Consider the following 19,121-nt stretch of genomic DNA (forward strand, 5'->3'; position numbering starts at 1 on the left):
CGCGCAGCGCGCAGTAACCGAATAAGCGCTCAGCAACGTGCTCTTGGGCCCCGGACCGATTCCTTCGGTCCGGGGCTCAGTGCTGTTCGGGGTCGGGTGCCGGCCGTCCCGGTGAGGGCCGGGCGTCACTCTGCGTCACACCGCCGCTGCTACTTCTGCGGGCTGGACGGGATGTCGAGGACGACCTTAGTGCCGCGCGGCTCGGCCCGGACCATGTCGAACGTGCCGCCGAGCTCCCCCTCCACGAGGGTCCGTACGATCTGCAGGCCGAGATTGCCGGCCCGCTGGGGGTCGAACCCCTCGGGCAGACCGCTGCCGTCGTCGAGCACGGTGATCAGCAGCCGGCCGTCGGTGCGACCGGTTCCGGTGCGGATCGCGGCCACCTCCACCGTGCCCCGTTCCCCCTGGGTGAAGGCGTGCTCCAGGGCGTTCTGCAGGATCTCGGTCAGCACCATCGACAGCGGGGTGGCGACCTCGGCGTCCAGGATCCCGAACCTGCCGGTGCGCCGGCAGTCGACCTTGCCGGGCGAGATCTCCGAGACCATCGCGATGACGCGGTCGGCGATCTCGTCGAACTCGACCCGCTCGTCCAGGTTCTGAGAGAGCGTCTCGTGCACGATCGCGATCGATCCGACGCGGCGCACGGCCTCGTTGAGCGCCTCGCGGCCCTGCGGCGAATCCATCCGGCGGGACTGGAGCCGCAACAGTGCGGCCACGGTCTGGAGGTTGTTCTTCACCCGGTGGTGGATCTCCCGGATGGTCGCGTCCTTGGTGATCAATTCACGTTCGCGACGCCGCAGTTCCGTGACGTCGCGGCACAGGACCAGGGAGCCGATCCGGGTCCCTTTGGGCTTGAGCGGGATGGCGCGGAGCTGGATGACCCCGCTGGTTCCCTCGACCTCGGTCTCCCGGGGGGCCCATCCGCTGGCGAGCTTGACCAGGGCCTCGTCCACCGGTCCACGGGAGGGGGCCAGTTCGGCCGTGGTGTTGCCCAGGTGCTGGCCGACGAGGTCGGAGGCGAGGCCGAGCCGGTGGTAGGCGGAGAGCGCGTTCGGGGAGGCGTACGTGACCACACCGTCGGCGTCGAGCCGGATCAGGCCGTCCCCGACGCGCGGGGAGGCGTCCATGTCGACCTGCTGGCCGGGGAACGGGAAGGAGCCCGCCGCGATCATCTGGGCCAGGTCGGAGGCGGACTGGAGGTAGGTCAGCTCCAGCCGGCTCGGTGTACGCACAGTGAGCAGGTTGGTGTTGCGGGCGATCACTCCCAGTACCCGCCCCTCGCGGCGGACGGGGATCGACTCGACGCGGACCGGCACCTCCTCCCGCCACTCGGGGTCACCCTCGCGCACGATGCGGCCCTCGTCGAGCGCGGCGTCCAGCAGCGGACGGCGGCCGCGCGGCACCAGGTGGCCGACCATGTCGTCCTGGTACGAGGTGGGGCCGGTGTTCGGGCGCATCTGGGCGACCGAGACGTACCGCGTGCCGTCGAGGGTGGGCACCCAGAGCACGAGGTCGGCGAAGGACAGGTCGGAGAGCAGTTGCCACTCCGAGACCAGCAGGTGGAGCCACTCCAGGTCGGTTTCACCGAGAGCGGTGTGCTGGCGTACGAGGTCGTTCATGGAGGGCACCTTGCGAGCGTACCCCGGGTACGCACCATGACTTTGCCCACGGAGGTACTCAGGAGTATCCAAGCGGGGCGCGAGCCGCGTACTGTTGGAGGAAGTGACGGGTTTCCAGGCCCTGTCATTGGATGGACAGAACAGAATGGTCTAGTCCACAATTGATTTCAGAACCTCCGCCCTCCCCGCACAGGAGGACGGATCGAGGTAAGCCGCGCGCTCTGCCCTGACCGCGCGGGCACCTCCCACCGGCCGTCGGGAACCGCACACCTGTCGGCCGTTAGTACTCCGGGCTACGGTGCCGGGCGGGTCGAGGGTCCCGTCCTGCACCGTGGCCCAGAGGAACATGACTCGGGGAACGTGACCCGGAGGGCGATTACGCCGTCGGCCAGGCCAGCAGGGCCCGCTCCGCCACCGCTTCCAGCTCCTCCCGGCTCGCCCCGTCGCGCGACTGCTGGGACATCCCCTGAAGCACCGCTCCGGTGTACCGGGCCAGCGCCCGCGCGTCCGTTTCCGCGGGCAGCACGCCGGTGGCCATGTCGGCCCGGACCCGGCTCTCGAACATCTCCAGGTTGGCGTTGCGCCGCTCGCGCAGTGCCTGCGCCACCTCGTCCGAGGTGGTGTTGATCGCGGCGCTGATCACCATGCAGCCCGCCGGGTGGGCCGGGTCGGTGTAGACCTCGGCGGCCTCGCGCAGGATGCGCTGGACGGCCGCGCGGGCGGTGGGCTCCTCGGCGAACGCCACGTTCACGAAGTCCCCGTACCGGCCCCCGTACACCACCACGACCTCGTCGAAGAGCTTGCGCTTGTCGCCGAAGGCCGCGTAGAGGCTGGGCGCGCTGATGCCGAGCGAGGCGGTCAGGTCGGAGATGGAGGTCGCCTCGTAGCCGCGCTCCCAGAAGGCGAGCATCGCCTTGTCGAGGGCGGCGTCGCGGTCGAAGGAGCGGGGTCTGCCGCGCTGTCCGGTCACCATGCCCAGATTCTATAGCGGTCACTAGGAAATCTGGTACGTTCCTTTCTGTAGCGAACGCTAACAATTACCGGAGGGGGCGCGTCATGGGCGTGCTAGAGGGAAAGACGGCACTGGTCACCGGCGGCAGCAGGGGCATCGGACGGGCCGTGGCCGAGCGGCTGGCGCGGGACGGGGCGCTCGTCGCGGTGCACTACGGACGCGACGAGGCGGCGGCGAAGGAGACGGTCGCCGCGATCGGGGAGGCCGGCGGACGGGCCTTCGCCATCGGGGCCGAACTCGGCGTTCCGGGCGACGCGCAGGCCCTCTGGGCGGCGTACGCGGCCCATCCCGCACACACCGAGGGGGTCGACATCCTGGTCAACAACGCCGGGACGGCGGCGTTCGGGGGGATCGGGGAGACCGACGAGGAGACGTACGACCGGGCGCACGCGCTCAACGCCAGAGCGCCGTTCTTCGTGATCAAGTACGGGCTGGAGCGGCTGCGGGACGGGGGCCGGATCGTGAACGTGACCGGTACCCCGGACATCGCCCTGCCGGCCATCCTGGCCACGATCACGGCGAAGGGCGCGGTGAACGCACTGACCCGGTCGCTGGCCGCCGAGCTGGCCCCGCGCGGGATCACCGTGAACTCGGTCGGCCCCGGCATCACCGACACGGACCTGAACGCGGACCTCCTCGCGGACGGGGCGACCCGGGCCCACCTGGCCGCCCGCTCCGTCTTCGACCGGGTGGGCACGGTGCAGGAGGTCGCCGACGTGGTGGCCTTCCTGGCCTCGCCCGACTCCCGCTGGGTCACGGGCCAGCACGTGAACGCGACGGGCGGCCTCCAGCTCGCACTGGTCTGAGCGGAGCCGTTCGGGGAGCGCACAGCCATCGCCCCGGCGGGCCGGGCGGGCGGATGCGGATCAGGATGGATAGCGGTGAGACCCCCGCCGGACGCGTCGGGCTCTGCTAGATTGGTCTATACCACATCACCACTCCAGATCGGCAGGCCCCGCGTGGAAGTTGTCATCGTCCCGGACGCCAAGGCAGGCGGCGAGCTCATCGCGGAGGCCATGGCCGCCCTGGTGCGGCGCAAGCCCGACGCCCTGCTCGGCGTGGCGACAGGCTCTACCCCGCTGCCCGTCTACGAGGCCCTCGCCGCCAAGGTCCGGGCCGGGCAGGTCGACGCCTCCAGGGCCCGGATCTGCCAGCTCGACGAGTACGTCGGCCTGCCGGCCGGGCACCCCGAGTCCTACCGCGCGGTCGTGCTCCGCGAGGTCGTCGAGCCCCTGGGCCTGTCCGAGGCCTCCTTCATGGGCCCCGACGGTTCGGCCGAGGACATCGTCGGGGCCTGCGAGGCCTACGACCGGGCCCTGGCCGAGGCCGGCGGCGTGGACCTCCAGCTCCTGGGCATCGGCACGGACGGCCACATCGGCTTCAACGAGCCCTGTTCCTCCCTCGCCTCCCGCACCCGGATCAAGACGCTGACGGAGCAGACCCGCGTGGACAACGCGCGCTTCTTCGACGACGACCTGGAGCAGGTGCCGCACCACGTCATCACCCAGGGCATCGGCACCATCCTCGACGCCCGCCACCTGGTCCTCCTCGCCACCGGCGAGGGCAAGGCCGAGGCCGTCGCCCAGACCGTCGAGGGCCCGCTGTCGGCGCTGGTACCGGCCTCCGCGCTGCAGCTGCACCGGCACGCCACCGTGGTCGTGGACGAGGCCGCCGCCTCGAAGCTGAAGCTGGCCGACTACTTCCGCCACACCTACGCCGACAAGCCCTCCTGGCAAGGGCTGTAGGGCGGCAGAGCCCGCTCCCGGAACATCCGACAGCCCCTGTCCCGGACACCGTCCGGGACAGGGGCTGTCGCCCTGGTCAGGGGTTCTGGGCGGGGTCAGGCCCCCGCGATCACCTCGGCCGCGGCGCGGCCGCAGACGCGCGAGGCGCCGTGCGTGGCGATGTGCAGGGCCCCGCGCGGCTCGGCGCGCGGCAGGCCCATCTCGACCACCACCGTGTCCGGCCGCGCCGCGACCAGCGCGTCGACGGCCTCGGTCATCCAGGGGTGCCGGTGCGCGTCGCGGACCACCACGACGACGGTACGGTCCCCCGCGGCGTCCAGGACGTCCCCGGCGGAGGCGCCCTCGGGGTAGACGCCCGCGCCGGTGCCCGGGAGCAGTTCGGCGAGTTCCGCCGCCACGCCCCACGGGGTCTCGTCCCCCACCGCGATGTTCGCGACGGGCGCGAGCGTGGCGACGTAGGGGGCGGAGAGCGGCTTCGCCGAGCCGGTGACGAGCACGGCGCGGCGGGCGGCGGTCAGCCCGATGCCGGACGCGCGGCTCCCCTCCGGCTGCGCGTCCGGCCGGGCCCGGCGGGTCCATGCGGCCAGCGCGCGGACGCGGGCGGCGGCGTCGGCGAGGCGCTCCTCGGGCAGTGCCCCCTCGCGGACGGCCGCGACCAGTGCGTCGCGCAGCCGCAGGACGGTGGCTTCGTCGGCGAGTCCGCCGCCGACGCAGATGGCGTCGGCGCCGGCCGCGATGGCCAGGACCGAGCCGCGCTCGATCCCGTACGTCCCGGCGATGGCGTTCATCTCCATGCCGTCGGTGACGATGAGGCCCTCGTAGCCGAGCTCCTTGCGCAGCAGACCGGTCAGGATCTGCGGGCTGAGGGTGGCCGGGCGGGTCGGGTCGAGGGCGGGCACCAGGATGTGCGCGCTCATCACCGCCTTGGTGCCGGCCGCGATGGCCGCCTTGAAGGGGACGAGTTCGCGGGCCTGGAGGGTGTCCAAATCCGCGTCGATGCGCGGCAGGGCGTGGTGCGAGTCGACGTTGGTGTCGCCGTGGCCCGGGAAGTGCTTGGTGCACGCGGCCACGCCGGCGGCCTGGAGGCCCTCGACGTAGGCGGCGGTGTGCCGGGCGGCGAGGTGGGTGTCGGCGCCGAAGGACCGTACGCCGATCACCGGGTTGTCCGGGTTGGAGTTGACGTCCGCGGACGGCGCCCAGTTGAGGTTGACCCCGCATTCGGCGAGGCGGCGGCCCAGTTCGCGGGCGACGTCCCGGGTGAGGCCGGTGTCGTCGACGGCGCCGAGGGCCAGGTTTCCGGGGAAGGACGAGCCGCCGCGGACCTCCAGGCGGGTGACGTCGCCGCCCTCCTCGTCGATGGCGACCAGGACGTCGTCGCGCTCGGTACGCAGCTGCGCGGTCAGCGCGGCGAGCTGCTCGGGCGAGGCGATGTTGCGGCCGAACAGGCCGACGGCGGTGAGGCCTTCGCCGACCCTGCGCAGCAGCCAGGCGGGGGCGGTGGTGCCCTCGAAGCCGGGCTGGAGGACGGCGAGGGCGTCGCGGGTGACCGTATCGGTGCGGTGCGCAAGAACAGTCATGGGGCCGTCATCCCTTCACGGCGCCGGCGGTGAGGCCCGCGGCCATCTTGCGCTGGACGATGAGGAAGAGCACCACGATCGGGATGGCCATCATGGTGGAGCCGGCCATCATCGGGGCGAACTCGGTGCCGTGCTTGGTGGTGAAGTTGCCGAGCCAGACGGTGGCGGTCTGGTTCTGCTGGCTCATCAGCATCAGCGCGTACAGGTACTCGTTCCACGCCTGGATGAAGGCGTAGACGGAGGTGGCGACCATGCCCGGGGCCAGCAGCGGGAAGACGACCCGAAGGAAGGCGCCGGTCGGCGTGCAGCCGTCGACCATGGCCGCCTCTTCCAGCTCCTTGGGGATGTTGACGATGAAGCCGCGCAACGTCCACACGGTGAAGGGGAGGACGAAGGTCAGGTACGTGATGATCAGGCCGGTGAGCTTGTCGTACTGACCGAGGTCGTTCAGGAGCAGGAAGACCGGGATGATCATCGCGACGAGCGGGACCATCTGGACGGCGAGGATCCCGACGATCACGACCTTGCGGCCGCGGAAGGCGAAGCGGGAGATGGCCAGGGCGGCCAGCATGCCGACGGCGATGCCGATGACGACCACGACGAGCGAGACGATCAGGCTGCGGCCGACCGGGCCCCAGAAGTCGGCGATGTCCAGTGCGCGGGAGAAGTTGGCCAGCGTGAAGGTGTGCGGGAAGAACTGCGGATCGGGGTTGATCGCTTCCTTGGACGGCTTGAAGGCCGTGTTGAGCATCCAGTAGACCGGGAAGCCCGCGGTGGCGAAGACCAGCAGGCCGAGGAGGTTCCAGCCGAGCTTGGACTTCTTGCGCTGCTTGGGGCCTGCGACGCGCGGGGTCGCGGGGGGCGCAGTGGACGCAGTGGACGCAGTGGTCACGCTCATTCCACCTCTCCGATCTTGAGCATCTGGCGCATGTAGACGGCGACCACTCCGAGCAGCAGCAGGACGGTCACCAGGGCGATCGCGGAGCCGCCCGAGTAGTCGTTGACCACGAAGGCCTGCTGGTACGAGTAGGTGGTCAGCAGCTGGAACTCGGCCTCGGGGTTGCCGTTGCGCATCACGAAGACCTGCGGGAAGACGCCCATGTCCCAGATGACGGAGAGGGTCGTCAGCATGACGAGGATCGGCTTCAGGATGGGGAGGGTGACGTGCCGGAACACGCCGAACGCGCCTGCGCCGTCGAGCCGGGCGGCCTCCTCCAGCTCCTTGGGCACCTGCGTGAGGCCCGCGCTGAGGGTGATGACGACGAAGGGGACCGCGCCCCAGACCACCAGCAGCATGATCACCGCGAGACCCTGGGGGCCGCTGGTGAACCAGTTGTGACCGATCATGTCGACGCCGGGGAGCTTGCTCATCAGGTAGTTGAGGACGCCGTAGTCGGCGTCGAAGAGCCACTTGAAGACGGCGGTGGCGACGATGATGGGCATGCCCCAGCTGGCCACGAGGGCGATGCTGATGAGCGCCTTGACCCAGCCGGAGACCTTCTGCAGCAGCAGCGCGATGAGCATGCCGATCACCATCGTCGCGGCGACCGCGCCGACGGCGAAGATCACCGTACGCAGGACGACGGCCCAGAACTCGCCGTCGCCGAGGATCTTGGCGAAGTTGTCGAAGCCGACGAACTCGGGGTCCTTGAAGCCCCAGAGCTCGGACTTGCCGAAGCTCTGGAAGGACAGGGCCACCAGCCGGTACAGCGGGTACCCCATGACGAGGGCGATGACCAGCAGGCACGGGGCCAGCAGCAGCCAGGGAGTGGCGCCGGGGCCCTTGCGACCGGTCCGGCCCGGTGCGGCGGTGCTGCCCGGCTGCGCTCCGGTGGGAGTCTTCTGCTTCGCCGGCGGCAGGTCGGCGGTGGTTGTCTGTGCGGCACTCATCGCGCGCTCCTCGGGGGTCCCTCTCTTGACGGGCAGCAGGGCCCCGCCGGTCCGGCGGGGCCCTGCCCACTCAGGTCACTTGGTGTTGATGACCTTGTCGATCTCGGCGTCGGCGGCCTTGGCCGCGTCCTCGACCGACTTGTTGCCGGTGCCGATGTCGCGCAGCGTGGTCTGGAGGAGCTTGGCCTTCTCGATCTGGCCCCAGCCGGAGGCCGTCGGGACGAACCAGGAGGACTCGGCAGCGGTGGCCGCGACCTGCGTCTTCGGGTCGGCCTTCAGCGGGCCGAGGTCCGTCTTGTTGTTGGGCAGGTTGCCCTTGGCGATCAGGCCCTTCTGGCCCTGGGCGCCGGTGAAGACGTTGATCCACTCGGCGGCGATGTCCTTGGCCTTGGACTTGGAGGGGATGGCCAGGTCCGAACCGCCCAGGAAGACCGGGAGGTTCTTGCCGCTCGGGCCGGGCTGGACGAAGTTCTCCAGCTTGTCCGTCAGGCCGCCGACCTTGTCGTTCTCCGGGGTGGCGGCGGTGGCGCCCTCCCAGGCGGCGGCGAAGATCGCCGCGGAGTTGCCCTGGCCGAAGACGATCGGACGGTCGGACTCGTCCTTGGTCTTGTCGGCGTGCATGTACTTGTCGAGGAGCTCCTTGTACTGCCCCAGCCCCTTCAGCGACTCGGGGGAGGACAGGTTGCCCTTCCACTTGTCGCCGTCCTTCTTGGCGATGCTGCCGCCGGCCTCGTAGACGAAGGACATCGCGGCGTACCAGTCCGGGGAGGGCTGGTAGAGGGCGCTGAACTTGTCGCCCTTCGCGGCCTGGATCTTGTCGAGTGCGGCGGTGTACTCGGCCCAGGTCTTCGGCGCGGCGGTGACGCCGGCCTCGGCGGCGACGTCCTTGCGCCAGGTGCCCACGCGGCCACCGGCGTAGTAGGGGACGCCGTAGGTCTTGCCGTCGTAGGTCACGGACTCCTTGAGGGCGTCCAGCCAGGCGCCGGAGTTCTCGAACTTCGACGGGTCGACCTCGGCGAAGGCACCGGTCGACATGTAGCCGATCATCTCGGAGTTGCCCATCTCGACAACGTCCGGGGCCTTGTCCGTGGCGAGCACGGCGTCCAGCTTGGCGTTCTTGTCCGGCCAGCCGTAGTACTCGTGCTTGATGGTGAGACCCGGGTGCTTGGCAACGATCGCGTCGTCGGCCGCCTTCACGAGCTCCGGCCAGTTCTTCTGCGCGTCGACCGTCAGCCAGACGGTGAGCTCCTTGGCCTCGGAGGCCTTGTCGCCGCCCTTGCCGTCGGAATCACCGCACGCCGCGAGGCCGATAACCATGCCCGCGACTCCAACCGCCGCGATGAGCTTGCGCTTCACGCCACCCTCCTCAGGGATGCCTGCCTGCACTTCCCTTGCCCGCCGCGGTGACATACGCGAAGTACTGCCGTGGGGCCGGGATCTGATCCATATTGGTTTAGACCAGTAGCTGGAGCTTGGCCTAGACCTTTAGGGGTGTCAAGGGTCTAATGTGCGGGTGCCCGGTCCGTTATCGGACCGACACCTGGGGAGAGAGAAGGCCTGTCCCCCCTTACGTGTCACGATGTGACCCGCACATATCGGAGGAGCCGGTGACGGCAGCGAAACTGGAGTCGGGAAGGCGGGCGGCGATGGCCACCGAAGGGGCGACCACGGAGCCGGAAGGCGGGGCGGCCACTCGCACGGCGCGTGTGCCCAAGTACTACCGACTCAAGCGGCACTTGCTCGACATGACCGAGACACTGCCGCCCGGCACCCCGGTGCCGCCGGAGCGCACGCTCGCGGCCGAGTTCGACACCTCGCGGACCACCGTCCGCCAGGCCCTCCAGGAACTGGTCGTAGAGGGGCGACTGGAACGGATCCAGGGCAAAGGCACCTTCGTCGCCAAGCCCAAGGTCTCCCAGGCGCTGCAACTGACCTCGTACACGGAGGACATGCGGGCGCAGGGACTGGAACCGACCTCCCAGCTCCTCGACATCGGTTACGTGACGGCCGACGACACCCTCGCCGGACTGCTCAAGATCACCACCGGTGGACGGGTGCTGCGCATCGAGCGGCTGCGGCTGGCCAGCGGTGAGCCGATGGCCATCGAGACCACGCACCTGTCGGCCAAGCGCTTCCCCGCGCTGCGCCGCTCGCTCGCCAAGTACACCTCCCTCTACACCGCTCTCGCCGAGGTGTACGACGTGCACCTGGCCGAGGCCGAGGAGACCATCGAGACCTCCCTGGCCACCCCGCGCGAGGCCGGTCTGCTCGGCACCGACGTCGGGCTGCCCATGCTGATGCTCTCCCGGCACTCCCTGGACGCCGACGGCGAACCGGTGGAGTGGGTGCGGTCGGTGTACCGCGGCGACCGGTACAAGTTCGTCGCCAGGCTCAAGCGCCCCGCCGTCTGACCTCGTACGTCCGGCCCCGTCCGGTCCCGCCCGTACGGCCCCGTCTCCCGGATTCCTTCACATACCGGAATACGGACGGGGTCTTACGCTCACCGGGCTATCCCCCGTAGATTCCCTGCGCTTACGCAGATGATCGACGAGGGGACGAGGTCATGCCTGAACCGGAAGCAACAGGGACAGAACGGGACACGGCGAGTCCGGACACCACACCGGGCTCGCCCTCTCCCAAGTCCATCGCCGCGTGGGTGCTCGTCGGACTCGTCGGCGCCATCGGCTGGGGCGTGCTCGCGCTCTCGCGCGGCGAGGAGATCTCCGCCGCCTGGCTGCTCGCCGCCGCACTGGGCTCGTACGCGATCGCCTACCGCTTCTACTCGCGGTTTATCGCGGACCGCGTACTGAAGGTGGACGCCACCCGGGCCACCCCCGCCGAACGCCTTGACAACGGTGTCGACTTCCACCCCACCGATCGCCGGGTGCTCTTCGGCCACCACTTCGCCGCCGTCGCCGGCGCCGGCCCGCTCGTCGGACCCGTGCTCGCCGCGCAGATGGGCTACCTGCCGGGCACCATCTGGATCGTCGCGGGCGTCATCTTCGCCGGTGCCGTCCAGGACATGGTCACGCTGTTCTTCTCCACCCGCCGCGACGGGCGTTCGCTCGGCCAGATGGCCCGGGACGAGATCGGCCCGGTCGGCGGCGCCGCCGCCCTGGTCGCCGTGTTCGCCATCATGATCATCCTGCTGGCGGTCCTGGCCCTGGTCATCGTCAACGCCCTGGCGCACTCGCCCTGGGGCGTCTTCTCCATCGGCATGACCATCCCGATCGCCGTCTTCATGGGCTTCTACCTGCGCGTCCTGCGGCCGGGCCGGGTCACCGAGGTCTCCGTCATCGGCGTCGCGCTGCTGCTGCTCGCCATCGTCGCGGGCGGCTGGGTCGCCGAGTCCTCCTTCGCCGGCACCTTCACCCTGGAGAAGGAGACGCTGGTCATCTGGATGGTGGTGTACGGCTTCCTGGCCTCGGTGCTGCCGGTGTGGATGCTGCTCGCGCCCCGCGACTACCTCTCCACCTTCATGAAGGTCGGCACCATCGCGCTCCTCGCGATCGGCGTGGTCGTCGCGATGCCCACCCTGAAGATGCCCTCGGTCACCGACTTCGCGGCCCGCGGCGACGGACCGGTCTTCGCCGGGTCCATGTTCCCCTTCGTCTTCATCACCATCGCGTGCGGCGCGCTCTCCGGCTTCCACGCCCTGGTCTCCTCGGGAACCACCCCGAAGATGATCCAGAAGGAGACCCAGGTCCGCATGATCGGCTACGGCGCGATGCTGACCGAGTCGTTCGTCGCCGTCATGGCGATCATCGCGGCCTGCATCATCGAGCCCGGCCTCTTCTTCGCCGTCAACTCCCCCGGCGGGGTCATCGGCACCACGGTCGAGTCCGCCTCCCAGGCGGTGACGAACTTCGGCTTCGCCATCTCCCCCGAGGCGCTCGCCCAGGCCGCCAAGGACGTGGAGGAGGCCAGCCTGCTCTCCCGTACCGGCGGCGCACCGACCTTCGCACTCGGAATGTCGGAGATCTTCTCCGCCGTGGCCGGCGGCGCGGGCATGAAGGCGTTCTGGTACCACTTCGCCATCATGTTCGAGGCGCTCTTCATCCTGACGACGCTCGACGCGGGCACCCGCGTGGGCCGGTTCATGCTCCAGGACACCCTCGGCAACGTGCACAAGTCCTTCAAGGACGTCAGCTGGAAGCCCGGCGTGTGGTTCGCGAGCGCGATCGTCGTCGGCGGCTGGGGCTACTTCCTGTGGGTCGGCATCAAGGACCCGCTGGGCGGCATCAACCAGCTCTTCCCGCTCTTCGGCATCGCCAACCAGCTGCTCGCCGCGGTCGCGCTGGCCGTCTGCACCACGCTGCTGATCAAGTCCGGACGGCTCAAATGGGCCTGGGTGACGGGCGTTCCGCTGGTCTGGGACGCCACGGTGACCCTCACCGCGAGCTACCAGAAGATCTTCTCGGAGGACGTGAAGGTCGGCTTCTTCGCCCAGCGCGACAAGTACCAGGCCGGAATCGACGCCGACAAGGTGCTGGCGCCGGCCAAGAACATGGACGACATGCACACCGTGGTCACCAACGCCACGGTCGACGGCGTGCTGTGCGCCTTCTTCGCCGTCCTGATCATCGTGGTCCTCGCGGACGCGGCCCGGACCTGCCTCAAGGCCGTCCGCCACCCGGAGTCGGCGACCCTCTCCGAGGTCCCCTGGACCGAGTCGAAGATCGTCGCCCCCGCCGGGCTCATCGCGACCGCCGAGGAGCGGGCGGAGCTCGCCGCGGCGGGCCCGGATGCGGCCGGCGGACACGTCAAGGAGCCGGTGGCCTGATGAGCCGCCCGGCACGGCTGCGCAGCGCGCTGGCGAAGGCCCGGTTCTACGTACGGGAGTTCTCGGGGGAGGCGGCGTACGACCGGTACGTCGCCCACGCCCGCTCCCACGACCCGGACGCGGAGGTCCTCACCCGCCGCGCCTTCGAACGCGCCCGTACGGACGCCCGCGAGGCGGACCCCCGCGACGGCTTCCGCTGCTGCTGAACCGCACCCCGAAGGGCCCCGCCGAAATGCGGCGGGGCCCTTCCGCGCGGCTCCGGCACACTCGACGGCATGGACATCACGATCAGGCCGGTACAGGCCGCCGAGTACACGGATCTGGGTGAGATCACGGCCCGGGCCTACCTCGCCGACGGGCACCTGGACTTCAACGAGGACGACGCGTACCTGAACGTGCTGCGCGACGTGGCCGGCCGCGCCGCCGCAGCAGAGGTGCTCGTCGCCGTACGGGACGAACGGCTGCTGGGCGGTGTGACCTTCGCCGCCCCGGGCAGCCCGCTCGCCGACATCGCCACGCCCGGCGAGGCCGAGTTCCGGATGCTCGCGGTGGCCCACGAGGCGCGCGGCCAGGGCGCCGGCGAGGCACTGGTGCGGGCGTGCCTCGATCGGGCGCGGGCCATCGAGGGCGTGGGCGCGGTGGTGCTCTCCACCCAGAGCAGCATGGCCGGAGCCCATCGCATCTACGGGCGACTGGGCTTCGTACGGACTCCGGAGCGGGACTGGGCGCCGATCGAGGGCCTGAAACTCCTCACGTACCGGCTCAAGCTGTAGCCACGCCGACACTACATGTGGGGGCTACCGCATAGGGCCGCCCCCACATGTATGCTCATGGCTGCTGTCGCCGCAGGGGAATCCGGTGCGAATCCGGAACTGTCCCGCAACGGTATGAAGTGTCCGGCTACCGGACGCCAAGTCCGAGGACCTGCCGACAGCGCGCCCGGGTCGACCGAACCGGGTGCCGATTCGTCCGGGCCTCGCGGTTGGGCCGGTGGACGCCATGCGGGGTACGCGTTCTCGTCGCGCCCGCATGCGCCCGCCCGCGCCCCGCTCCGCCGATGACCGGGCCGAGCGAGGGAGAGCTTCCGCCGTGACCATCGCGCCTTCCGCACCGCGCGCCGAGTCCACTTCTGGCGACAACACCGAGGGCCCGGGGGCCACGCTGCTGCGTACCCTCACCGGACTGACGGCGGACCTCCCCGACACCGACCCCGGCCGGGTCGCGGCCTCGGCGCTGCGCGGCCGCAGCTCCGCCGCCGACGACGCCGAACTGCGCGGGCTGGCCACGGAGGCCGCCGCCGGTCTGATCTCCGAGGACCCGGCCTACTCCCGGCTCGCCGCCCGCCTGCTGACGCTGGCCGTGCGCGACGAGGCCGCGAGCCAGGGCTCCACCTCCTTCTCGGCCTCCGTCGAGGTCGGCCACCGCGAGGGCCTCATCGCCGACCGCACGGCCGAGTTCGTACGCACCCACGCGAGCCGCCTGGACTCGCTCGTCGAGCTCACCCTCGCCGAGGGCGCCGACGACCGCTTCGGCTTCTTCGGCCTGCGCACCCTGCACAGCCGCTACCTGCTGCGCCACCCGATCACCCGTCAGGTCATCGAGACCCCGCAGTACTTCATGCTGCGCGTGGCCTGCGGTCTCGCCGCGGACGAGAGCGTGCAGGCCGTGGAGGAGGTGGCCTCGCTGTACCGGCTGATGAGCCGCCTGGACTACCTGCCGTCCTCCCCCACGCTCTTCAACTCCGGCACGCGGCACCCGCAGATGTCCTCCTGCTACCTGCTGGACTCCCCGCTGGACGAGCTCGACTCGATCTACGACCGCTACCACCAGGTCGCCCGGCTCTCCAAGCACGCCGGTGGCATCGGCCTGTCGTACTCCCGCATCCGCGCCCGCGGTTCGCTGATCCGCGGCACCAACGGCCACTCCAACGGCATCGTGCCGTTCCTGAAGACCCTCGACGCCTCCGTCGCCGCCGTGAACCAGGGCGGCCGCCGCAAGGGCGCCGCCGCCGTCTACCTGGAAACCTGGCACGCGGACATCGAGGAGTTCCTGGAGCTCCGCGACAACACCGGTGAGGACCAGCGCCGTACGCACAACCTGAACCTCGCGCACTGGGTGCCGGACGAGTTCATGCGCCGTGTGAACGCCGACGCCGACTGGTCGCTGTTCTCCCCGGCCGACGTGCCCGAGCTGGTCGACCTGTGGGGCGACGAGTTCGACGCCGCCTACCGCCAGGCCGAGGCGGCCGGCCTGGCCCGCAAGACCATGCCCGCCCGCGACCTGTACGGCCGGATGATGCGCACCCTCGCGCAGACCGGCCAGGGCTGGATGACCTTCAAGGACGCCTCCAACCGCACGGCGAACCAGACCGCCGAGCCGGGCACCGTCGTGCACTCCTCGAACCTGTGCACCGAGATCATCGAGGTCACCAACGACGGCGAGACGGCCGTCTGCAACCTCGGCTCGGTCAACCTCGGCGCGTTCGTGCTCGACGGCGGGATCGACTGGGAGCGCCTGGACGAGACCGTCCGCACCGCCGTGACCTTCCTCGACCGCGTGGTGGACATCAACTTCTACCCGACCGAGCAGGCCGGCCGTTCCAACGCCCGCTGGCGCCCGGTGGGCCTGGGCGCGATGGGCCTCCAGGACGTCTTCTTCAAGCTGAAGCTGCCCTTCGACTCCCCCGAGGCGAAGGCCCTGTCCACCAAGCTCTCCGAGCGCATCATGCTGGCCGCCTACGAGGCCTCGTGCGACCTCGCCGAGCGCAGCGGCCCGCTGCCGGCCTGGGAGCAGACGCGCACCGCCCGCGGCGTCCTGCACCCCGACCACTACGACGTCGAGCTGAACTGGCCGGAGCGCTGGGACGCGCTGCGCGCCCGCGTCGCGAAGTCCGGCATGCGCAACTCGCTGCTCCTCGCCATCGCCCCGACGGCCACGATCGCCTCGATCGCCGGCGTGTACGAGTGCATCGAGCCGCAGGTCTCCAACCTCTTCAAGCGCGAGACGCTGAGCGGTGAGTTCCTCCAGGTGAACGGCTACCTGGTGGAGGAGCTGAAGCGGCTCGGCGTGTGGGACGCCCAGTCCCGCGAGGCGCTGCGCGAGGCCAGCGGCTCGGTCCAGGGCTTCGGCTGGATCCCGGCCGAGGTCCGCGAGCTGTACCGCACGGCCTGGGAGATCCCGCAGCGCGGTCTGATCGACATGGCGGCGGCCCGTACGCCGTTCCTGGACCAGTCGCAGTCGCTGAACCTGTTCCTGGAGACGCCCACCATCGGCAAGCTGTCGTCGATGTACGCGTACGCCTGGAAGCAGGGCCTGAAGACCACCTACTACCTGCGCTCGCGCCCGGCGACGAAGATCGCCCGCGCCGCGCAGGCGGCCACCCCCGTCGAGCTGCCCCAGGCGGTCGCCGACGCCGAGGCGCTGGCCTGCTCCCTTGAGAACCCCGAGTCCTGCGAGGCCTGCCAGTAATGAGCTCCAACGACCAGAAGAACCTCCTGGACCCGGGCTTCGAGCTCACGCTCCGCCCGATGCGCTACCCGGACTTCTACGAGCGCTACCGGGACGCGATCAAGAACACCTGGACCGTCGAGGAGGTCGACCTCCACTCGGACGTCGCCGACCTGGCGAAGCTGACGCCCTCCGAGCAGCACATGATCGGCCGGCTGGTCGCGTTCTTCGCGACGGGCGACTCGATCGTCTCCAACAACCTGGTGCTGACGCTCTACAAGCACATCAACTCCCCGGAGGCGCGCCTGTACCTGTCGCGCCAGCTGTTCGAGGAGGCCGTGCACGTCCAGTTCTATCTGACGCTGCTCGACACCTACCTGCCCGACCCGGACGACCGTGCGGCCGCCTTCGACGCGGTCGAGGAGATCCCCTCCATCCGCGAGAAGGCGCAGTTCTGCTTCAAGTGGATGGACTCGGTCGAGAAGATCGACCGGCTGGAGACGGCTGCCGACCGGCGGCGCTTCCTGCTGAACCTGATCTGCTTCGCCGCGTGCATCGAGGGCCTGTTCTTCTACGGCGCCTTCGCGTACGTGTACTGGTTCCGCTCGCGCGGTCTGCTGCACGGCCTGGCCACCGGCACCAACTGGGTGTTCCGCGACGAGACCATGCACATGAACTTCGCGTTCGAGGTCGTGGACACCGTCCGCAAGGAAGAGCCGGAGCTCTTCGACGACGCCCTCCAGCAGCAGGTCACCGACATGCTGAAGGAGGCGGTGGAGGCGGAGCTGCAGTTCGGCCGCGACCTGTGCGGTGACGGCCTGCCGGGCATGAACACCGAGTCGATGCGCGAGTACCTGGAGTGCGTCGCGGACCAGCGTCTGGTCCGTCTCGGGTTCCCGCCGGTGTACGGCTCGCAGAACCCGTTCTCCTTCATGGAGCTGCAGGGTGTGCAGGAGCTGACGAACTTCTTCGAGCGGCGTCCGTCGGCCTACCAGGTCGCGGTCGAGGGCACGGTCGACCTGGACGAGGACTTCTAGCGGTTCCAGGGGAGTGACCGGGGAGCCGGGATGCGGGAGGGTCCGTGTCCCGGCTTCTCGCGTTCCCCGGTGGTCAGTGGGCGATGGGGCCCCAGTACCGCCGGGCGGCGGGCCGGACGATGCGCCGGCGCGGGGCGGGCGGGAGGCCGCCCGCGCGCTGGCGGGGGAGCCACACCCGCCGGGTCGCGACGGCCCGCAGCTGGCGGTCGGTGCGCCGGTCGCGCAGGATCCCGTACAGGCTGGGCCCGAGCACGAGGGCGGCGAGGGCGAGGACGGCGAGGTAGTTCACGAAGTTGGTCATAGCTCCACTGTCCGCCTGATCGCCCATGATCAACAGTGGCAGTACTGTCATAGAAGGCCGAATTACTGCCACACTGTGGTCATGCTGACCAACGTGGCCGTGGCCCTCGTCGACGGAGTCGCCCCTTTCGAGCTGGGGATCTTCTGCGAGGTGTTCGGAATCGATCGCAGTGACATGGGCGTACCGGTGTACGACTTCGCCGTGTGCGCGGCGGAGGAGGGGCCGCTGTCGGTGGGCGGTGGTGCCTTCGGGATCACCCCCGCGCACGGGCTGGACCGGCTGGAGGAGGCCGACCTGATCTGTCTGCCCGCCGCCGGCGACGCCGCCCTGCGCATCTACCCCGAGCCCCTGCTCGCGGCCCTGCGCCGGGCCGTGGACCGGGGTGCGCGGGTCCTGAGCGTGTGCAGCGGGGCCTACGTCCTCGGCGCGGCCGGACTGCTCGACGGCCGCCACTGCACCACCCACTGGATGCACGCCGCGGCCCTGGCCCGCCGCTTCCCGCGGGCCGTCGTCGACCCGGACGTGCTCTACGTCGACGAGGGCCCGGTGATCACCGCCGCGGGCACGGCCTCCGGCATCGACGCCTGCCTGCACGTGGTCCGCCAGGAGCACGGAGCCGAGGTGGCCAACATCATCGCGCGCCGGATGGTCGTACCGCCGCACCGGGACGGCGGGCAGGCCCAGTTCATCCAGCGGCCGCTGCCGCGCACGGCCTGCGACACGGTGGGCGAGGTGATCGAGTGGATGGCCCGCCATCTGGACGAGGAGATCACCGTCGAGCAGCTCGCGGAGCGCGCGCACATGTCCCCGCGCACCTTCGCCCGCCGCTTCCTCCAGGAGACCGGCACCACCCCGTACAAGTGGGTGCTGCGCCAGCGGGTCCTGCTCGCGCAGGAGCTGCTGGAGTCGACCGGCGACACGGTGGACGCGATCGCCGGCCGCTGCGGCTTCGGCAACGCGGCCGCCCTGCGCCACCACTTCCTGCGGACCCTGGGCACCACGCCGAACTCCTTCCGGCGCGCCTTCCGGGGCCCGCAGGCGGCTTAGGCGTTCGGGACGGTCTCGTAGCGCGGGGTGCCCTCCTCCATCTGCCGCAGGGCGTCCTTGCGGTCCCGCTTCGAGAGGCGGTCGATGTAGAGGTAGCCGTACAGGTGGTCGGTCTCGTGCTGCAGGCAGCGGGCGAAGTAGCCGGTGCCGCGCACCTTGATCGGGTTGCCCTGCGCGTCCTGGCCCTCGACCTCGGCGTAGTCCGGGCGGGCCAGCGAGGCGTACGCCGTCGGGACCGACAGGCAGCCCTCGTTCGAGTCGTCCAGCACGCGCGCGGCGGCCGGCAGCTCGATCAGCTTCGGGTTGACCACGACACCGGTGTGCCGCTTGCCGTCGTCGTCCGGGCAGTCGTAGACGAAGACCTTGGCGTCCACACCGATCTGGTTCGCGGCCAGGCCCACGCCCTCGGCGGCCTTCTGGCTGGCGAACATGTCGTCGATCAGCTGCGCCAGCTCGTCGCCGAACTCGGTGACGTCCTTGCACTCCCGGTGCAGGACCGGGTTGCCGACCACCGTGATCGGACGGGCCGTGCCGCGCTGACGGTGGGCGAGCTCGCGCGCCTCACAGTCCTCGGTGTCCACGACGTACCCGTCGTTCACGCTCTCGACAACCTCGTTCTCCTGCTGCGACATGTCCGCCGTACGCCTTCCGTAAGTCCCGGTC

17 protein-coding genes and 1 riboswitch are annotated in these 19,121 nt (G+C 70.3%); of the genes, 9 read left to right on the plus strand and 8 right to left on the minus strand.

Features of this window, described 5'->3' with window-relative positions; genetic code table 11:
* Positions 1-149: 149 nt before the first annotated feature.
* Together ACGFZK_RS12180 and ACGFZK_RS12185 are read right to left on the minus strand one after the other, a co-directional pair.
* Positions 150-1,619, minus strand: coding sequence for a sensor histidine kinase (locus ACGFZK_RS12180; RefSeq protein ID WP_393848762.1), 1,470 nt, complete (start codon positions 1,617-1,619; stop codon positions 150-152).
* A 376-nt stretch (positions 1,620-1,995) separates the two neighbouring features.
* Complete coding sequence (locus tag ACGFZK_RS12185; RefSeq protein WP_393848763.1) at positions 1,996-2,592, minus strand: TetR/AcrR family transcriptional regulator; 597 nt, start codon at positions 2,590-2,592, stop codon at positions 1,996-1,998.
* Between the two features lie 83 nt (positions 2,593-2,675).
* Here ACGFZK_RS12185 and ACGFZK_RS12190 point away from each other — a divergent pair, with 83 nt between their 5' ends.
* Both ACGFZK_RS12190 and nagB read left to right on the plus strand, forming a co-directional pair.
* Entirely contained in the window at positions 2,676-3,437 is a 762-nt protein-coding gene (locus ACGFZK_RS12190; RefSeq protein WP_393848764.1) for an SDR family oxidoreductase, read from the plus strand.
* 153 nt (positions 3,438-3,590) lie between these two features.
* On the plus strand, positions 3,591-4,376 hold the full coding sequence (nagB, locus tag ACGFZK_RS12195) for a glucosamine-6-phosphate deaminase (RefSeq protein ID WP_393848765.1): 786 nt from the start codon (positions 3,591-3,593) through the stop codon (positions 4,374-4,376).
* A gap of 95 nt (positions 4,377-4,471) precedes the next feature.
* On the opposite strand, the gene ACGFZK_RS12200 is transcribed toward nagB, so the two are convergent.
* The 4 genes from ACGFZK_RS12200 to ACGFZK_RS12215 all read right to left on the minus strand — a co-directional run bounded on the left by ACGFZK_RS12200 (position 4,472) and on the right by ACGFZK_RS12215 (position 9,199).
* Positions 4,472-5,953, minus strand: a complete 1,482-nt coding sequence (locus ACGFZK_RS12200) for a glycoside hydrolase family 3 protein (RefSeq protein ID WP_393848766.1) — start codon at positions 5,951-5,953, stop codon at positions 4,472-4,474.
* Positions 5,954-5,960: 7 nt separating this feature from the next.
* Positions 5,961-6,851 (minus strand): carbohydrate ABC transporter permease, encoded by an 891-nt coding sequence (locus ACGFZK_RS12205; protein WP_393848767.1) that lies wholly within the window; start codon positions 6,849-6,851, stop codon positions 5,961-5,963.
* Positions 6,848-7,843, minus strand: a complete 996-nt coding sequence (locus ACGFZK_RS12210; protein WP_393848768.1) for a carbohydrate ABC transporter permease — start codon at positions 7,841-7,843, stop codon at positions 6,848-6,850. The genes ACGFZK_RS12205 and ACGFZK_RS12210 overlap by 4 nt, the downstream gene beginning before the upstream one ends.
* 75 nt (positions 7,844-7,918) lie before the next feature.
* Complete coding sequence (locus tag ACGFZK_RS12215; protein WP_393848769.1) at positions 7,919-9,199, minus strand: extracellular solute-binding protein; 1,281 nt, start codon at positions 9,197-9,199, stop codon at positions 7,919-7,921.
* A gap of 290 nt (positions 9,200-9,489) precedes the next feature.
* Between ACGFZK_RS12215 and ACGFZK_RS12220 the strand changes: the two genes are divergently transcribed.
* From ACGFZK_RS12220 to ACGFZK_RS12245, 6 genes are all read left to right on the plus strand, one after another.
* The gene (locus ACGFZK_RS12220) at positions 9,490-10,254 is read left to right on the plus strand and encodes a GntR family transcriptional regulator (protein WP_030016685.1); all 765 of its coding nucleotides are present in this window, start codon (positions 9,490-9,492) and stop codon (positions 10,252-10,254) included.
* Between the two features lie 152 nt (positions 10,255-10,406).
* The gene (locus tag ACGFZK_RS12225; protein ID WP_393848770.1) at positions 10,407-12,626 is read left to right on the plus strand and encodes a carbon starvation CstA family protein; all 2,220 of its coding nucleotides are present in this window, start codon (positions 10,407-10,409) and stop codon (positions 12,624-12,626) included.
* Positions 12,626-12,832: a YbdD/YjiX family protein gene (locus tag ACGFZK_RS12230; RefSeq protein ID WP_393848771.1), complete on the plus strand. Its 207-nt coding sequence runs from the start codon at positions 12,626-12,628 to the stop codon at positions 12,830-12,832. Before ACGFZK_RS12225 ends, ACGFZK_RS12230 begins: the two co-directional genes overlap by 1 nt.
* 69 nt (positions 12,833-12,901) lie before the next feature.
* Complete coding sequence (locus tag ACGFZK_RS12235) at positions 12,902-13,399, plus strand: GNAT family N-acetyltransferase (protein WP_393848772.1); 498 nt, start codon at positions 12,902-12,904, stop codon at positions 13,397-13,399.
* 41 nt (positions 13,400-13,440) lie between these two features.
* Positions 13,441-13,573: riboswitch (cobalamin riboswitch) on the plus strand.
* 142 nt (positions 13,574-13,715) lie between these two features.
* A complete protein-coding gene (locus tag ACGFZK_RS12240) occupies positions 13,716-16,094 on the plus strand; it encodes a ribonucleoside-diphosphate reductase subunit alpha (RefSeq protein WP_393848773.1) in 2,379 nt (792 codons plus the stop codon).
* The gene (locus ACGFZK_RS12245) at positions 16,094-17,110 is read left to right on the plus strand and encodes a ribonucleotide-diphosphate reductase subunit beta (protein WP_033218634.1); all 1,017 of its coding nucleotides are present in this window, start codon (positions 16,094-16,096) and stop codon (positions 17,108-17,110) included. Before ACGFZK_RS12240 ends, ACGFZK_RS12245 begins: the two co-directional genes overlap by 1 nt.
* A 73-nt stretch (positions 17,111-17,183) precedes the next feature.
* Here ACGFZK_RS12245 and ACGFZK_RS12250 read toward each other — a convergent pair whose 3' ends face one another.
* Entirely contained in the window at positions 17,184-17,411 is a 228-nt protein-coding gene (locus ACGFZK_RS12250; RefSeq protein WP_393848774.1) for a hypothetical protein, read from the minus strand.
* Between the two features lie 81 nt (positions 17,412-17,492).
* On the opposite strand from ACGFZK_RS12250, the gene ACGFZK_RS12255 reads away from it, so the two are divergent.
* Positions 17,493-18,458 (plus strand): helix-turn-helix domain-containing protein, encoded by a 966-nt coding sequence (locus ACGFZK_RS12255; RefSeq protein ID WP_393848775.1) that lies wholly within the window; start codon positions 17,493-17,495, stop codon positions 18,456-18,458.
* Here the strand turns inward: ACGFZK_RS12255 and def are convergent.
* Positions 18,455-19,090, minus strand: a complete 636-nt coding sequence (def, locus tag ACGFZK_RS12260) for a peptide deformylase (RefSeq protein WP_393848776.1) — start codon at positions 19,088-19,090, stop codon at positions 18,455-18,457. The genes ACGFZK_RS12255 and def overlap by 4 nt on opposite strands.
* Between the last annotated feature and the right edge of the window lie 31 nt (positions 19,091-19,121).

Origin of the sequence: Streptomyces sp. NPDC048257 (genome assembly GCF_043201855.1) — a bacterium.
In the GTDB taxonomy this organism is placed as follows: domain Bacteria; phylum Actinomycetota; class Actinomycetes; order Streptomycetales; family Streptomycetaceae; genus Streptomyces.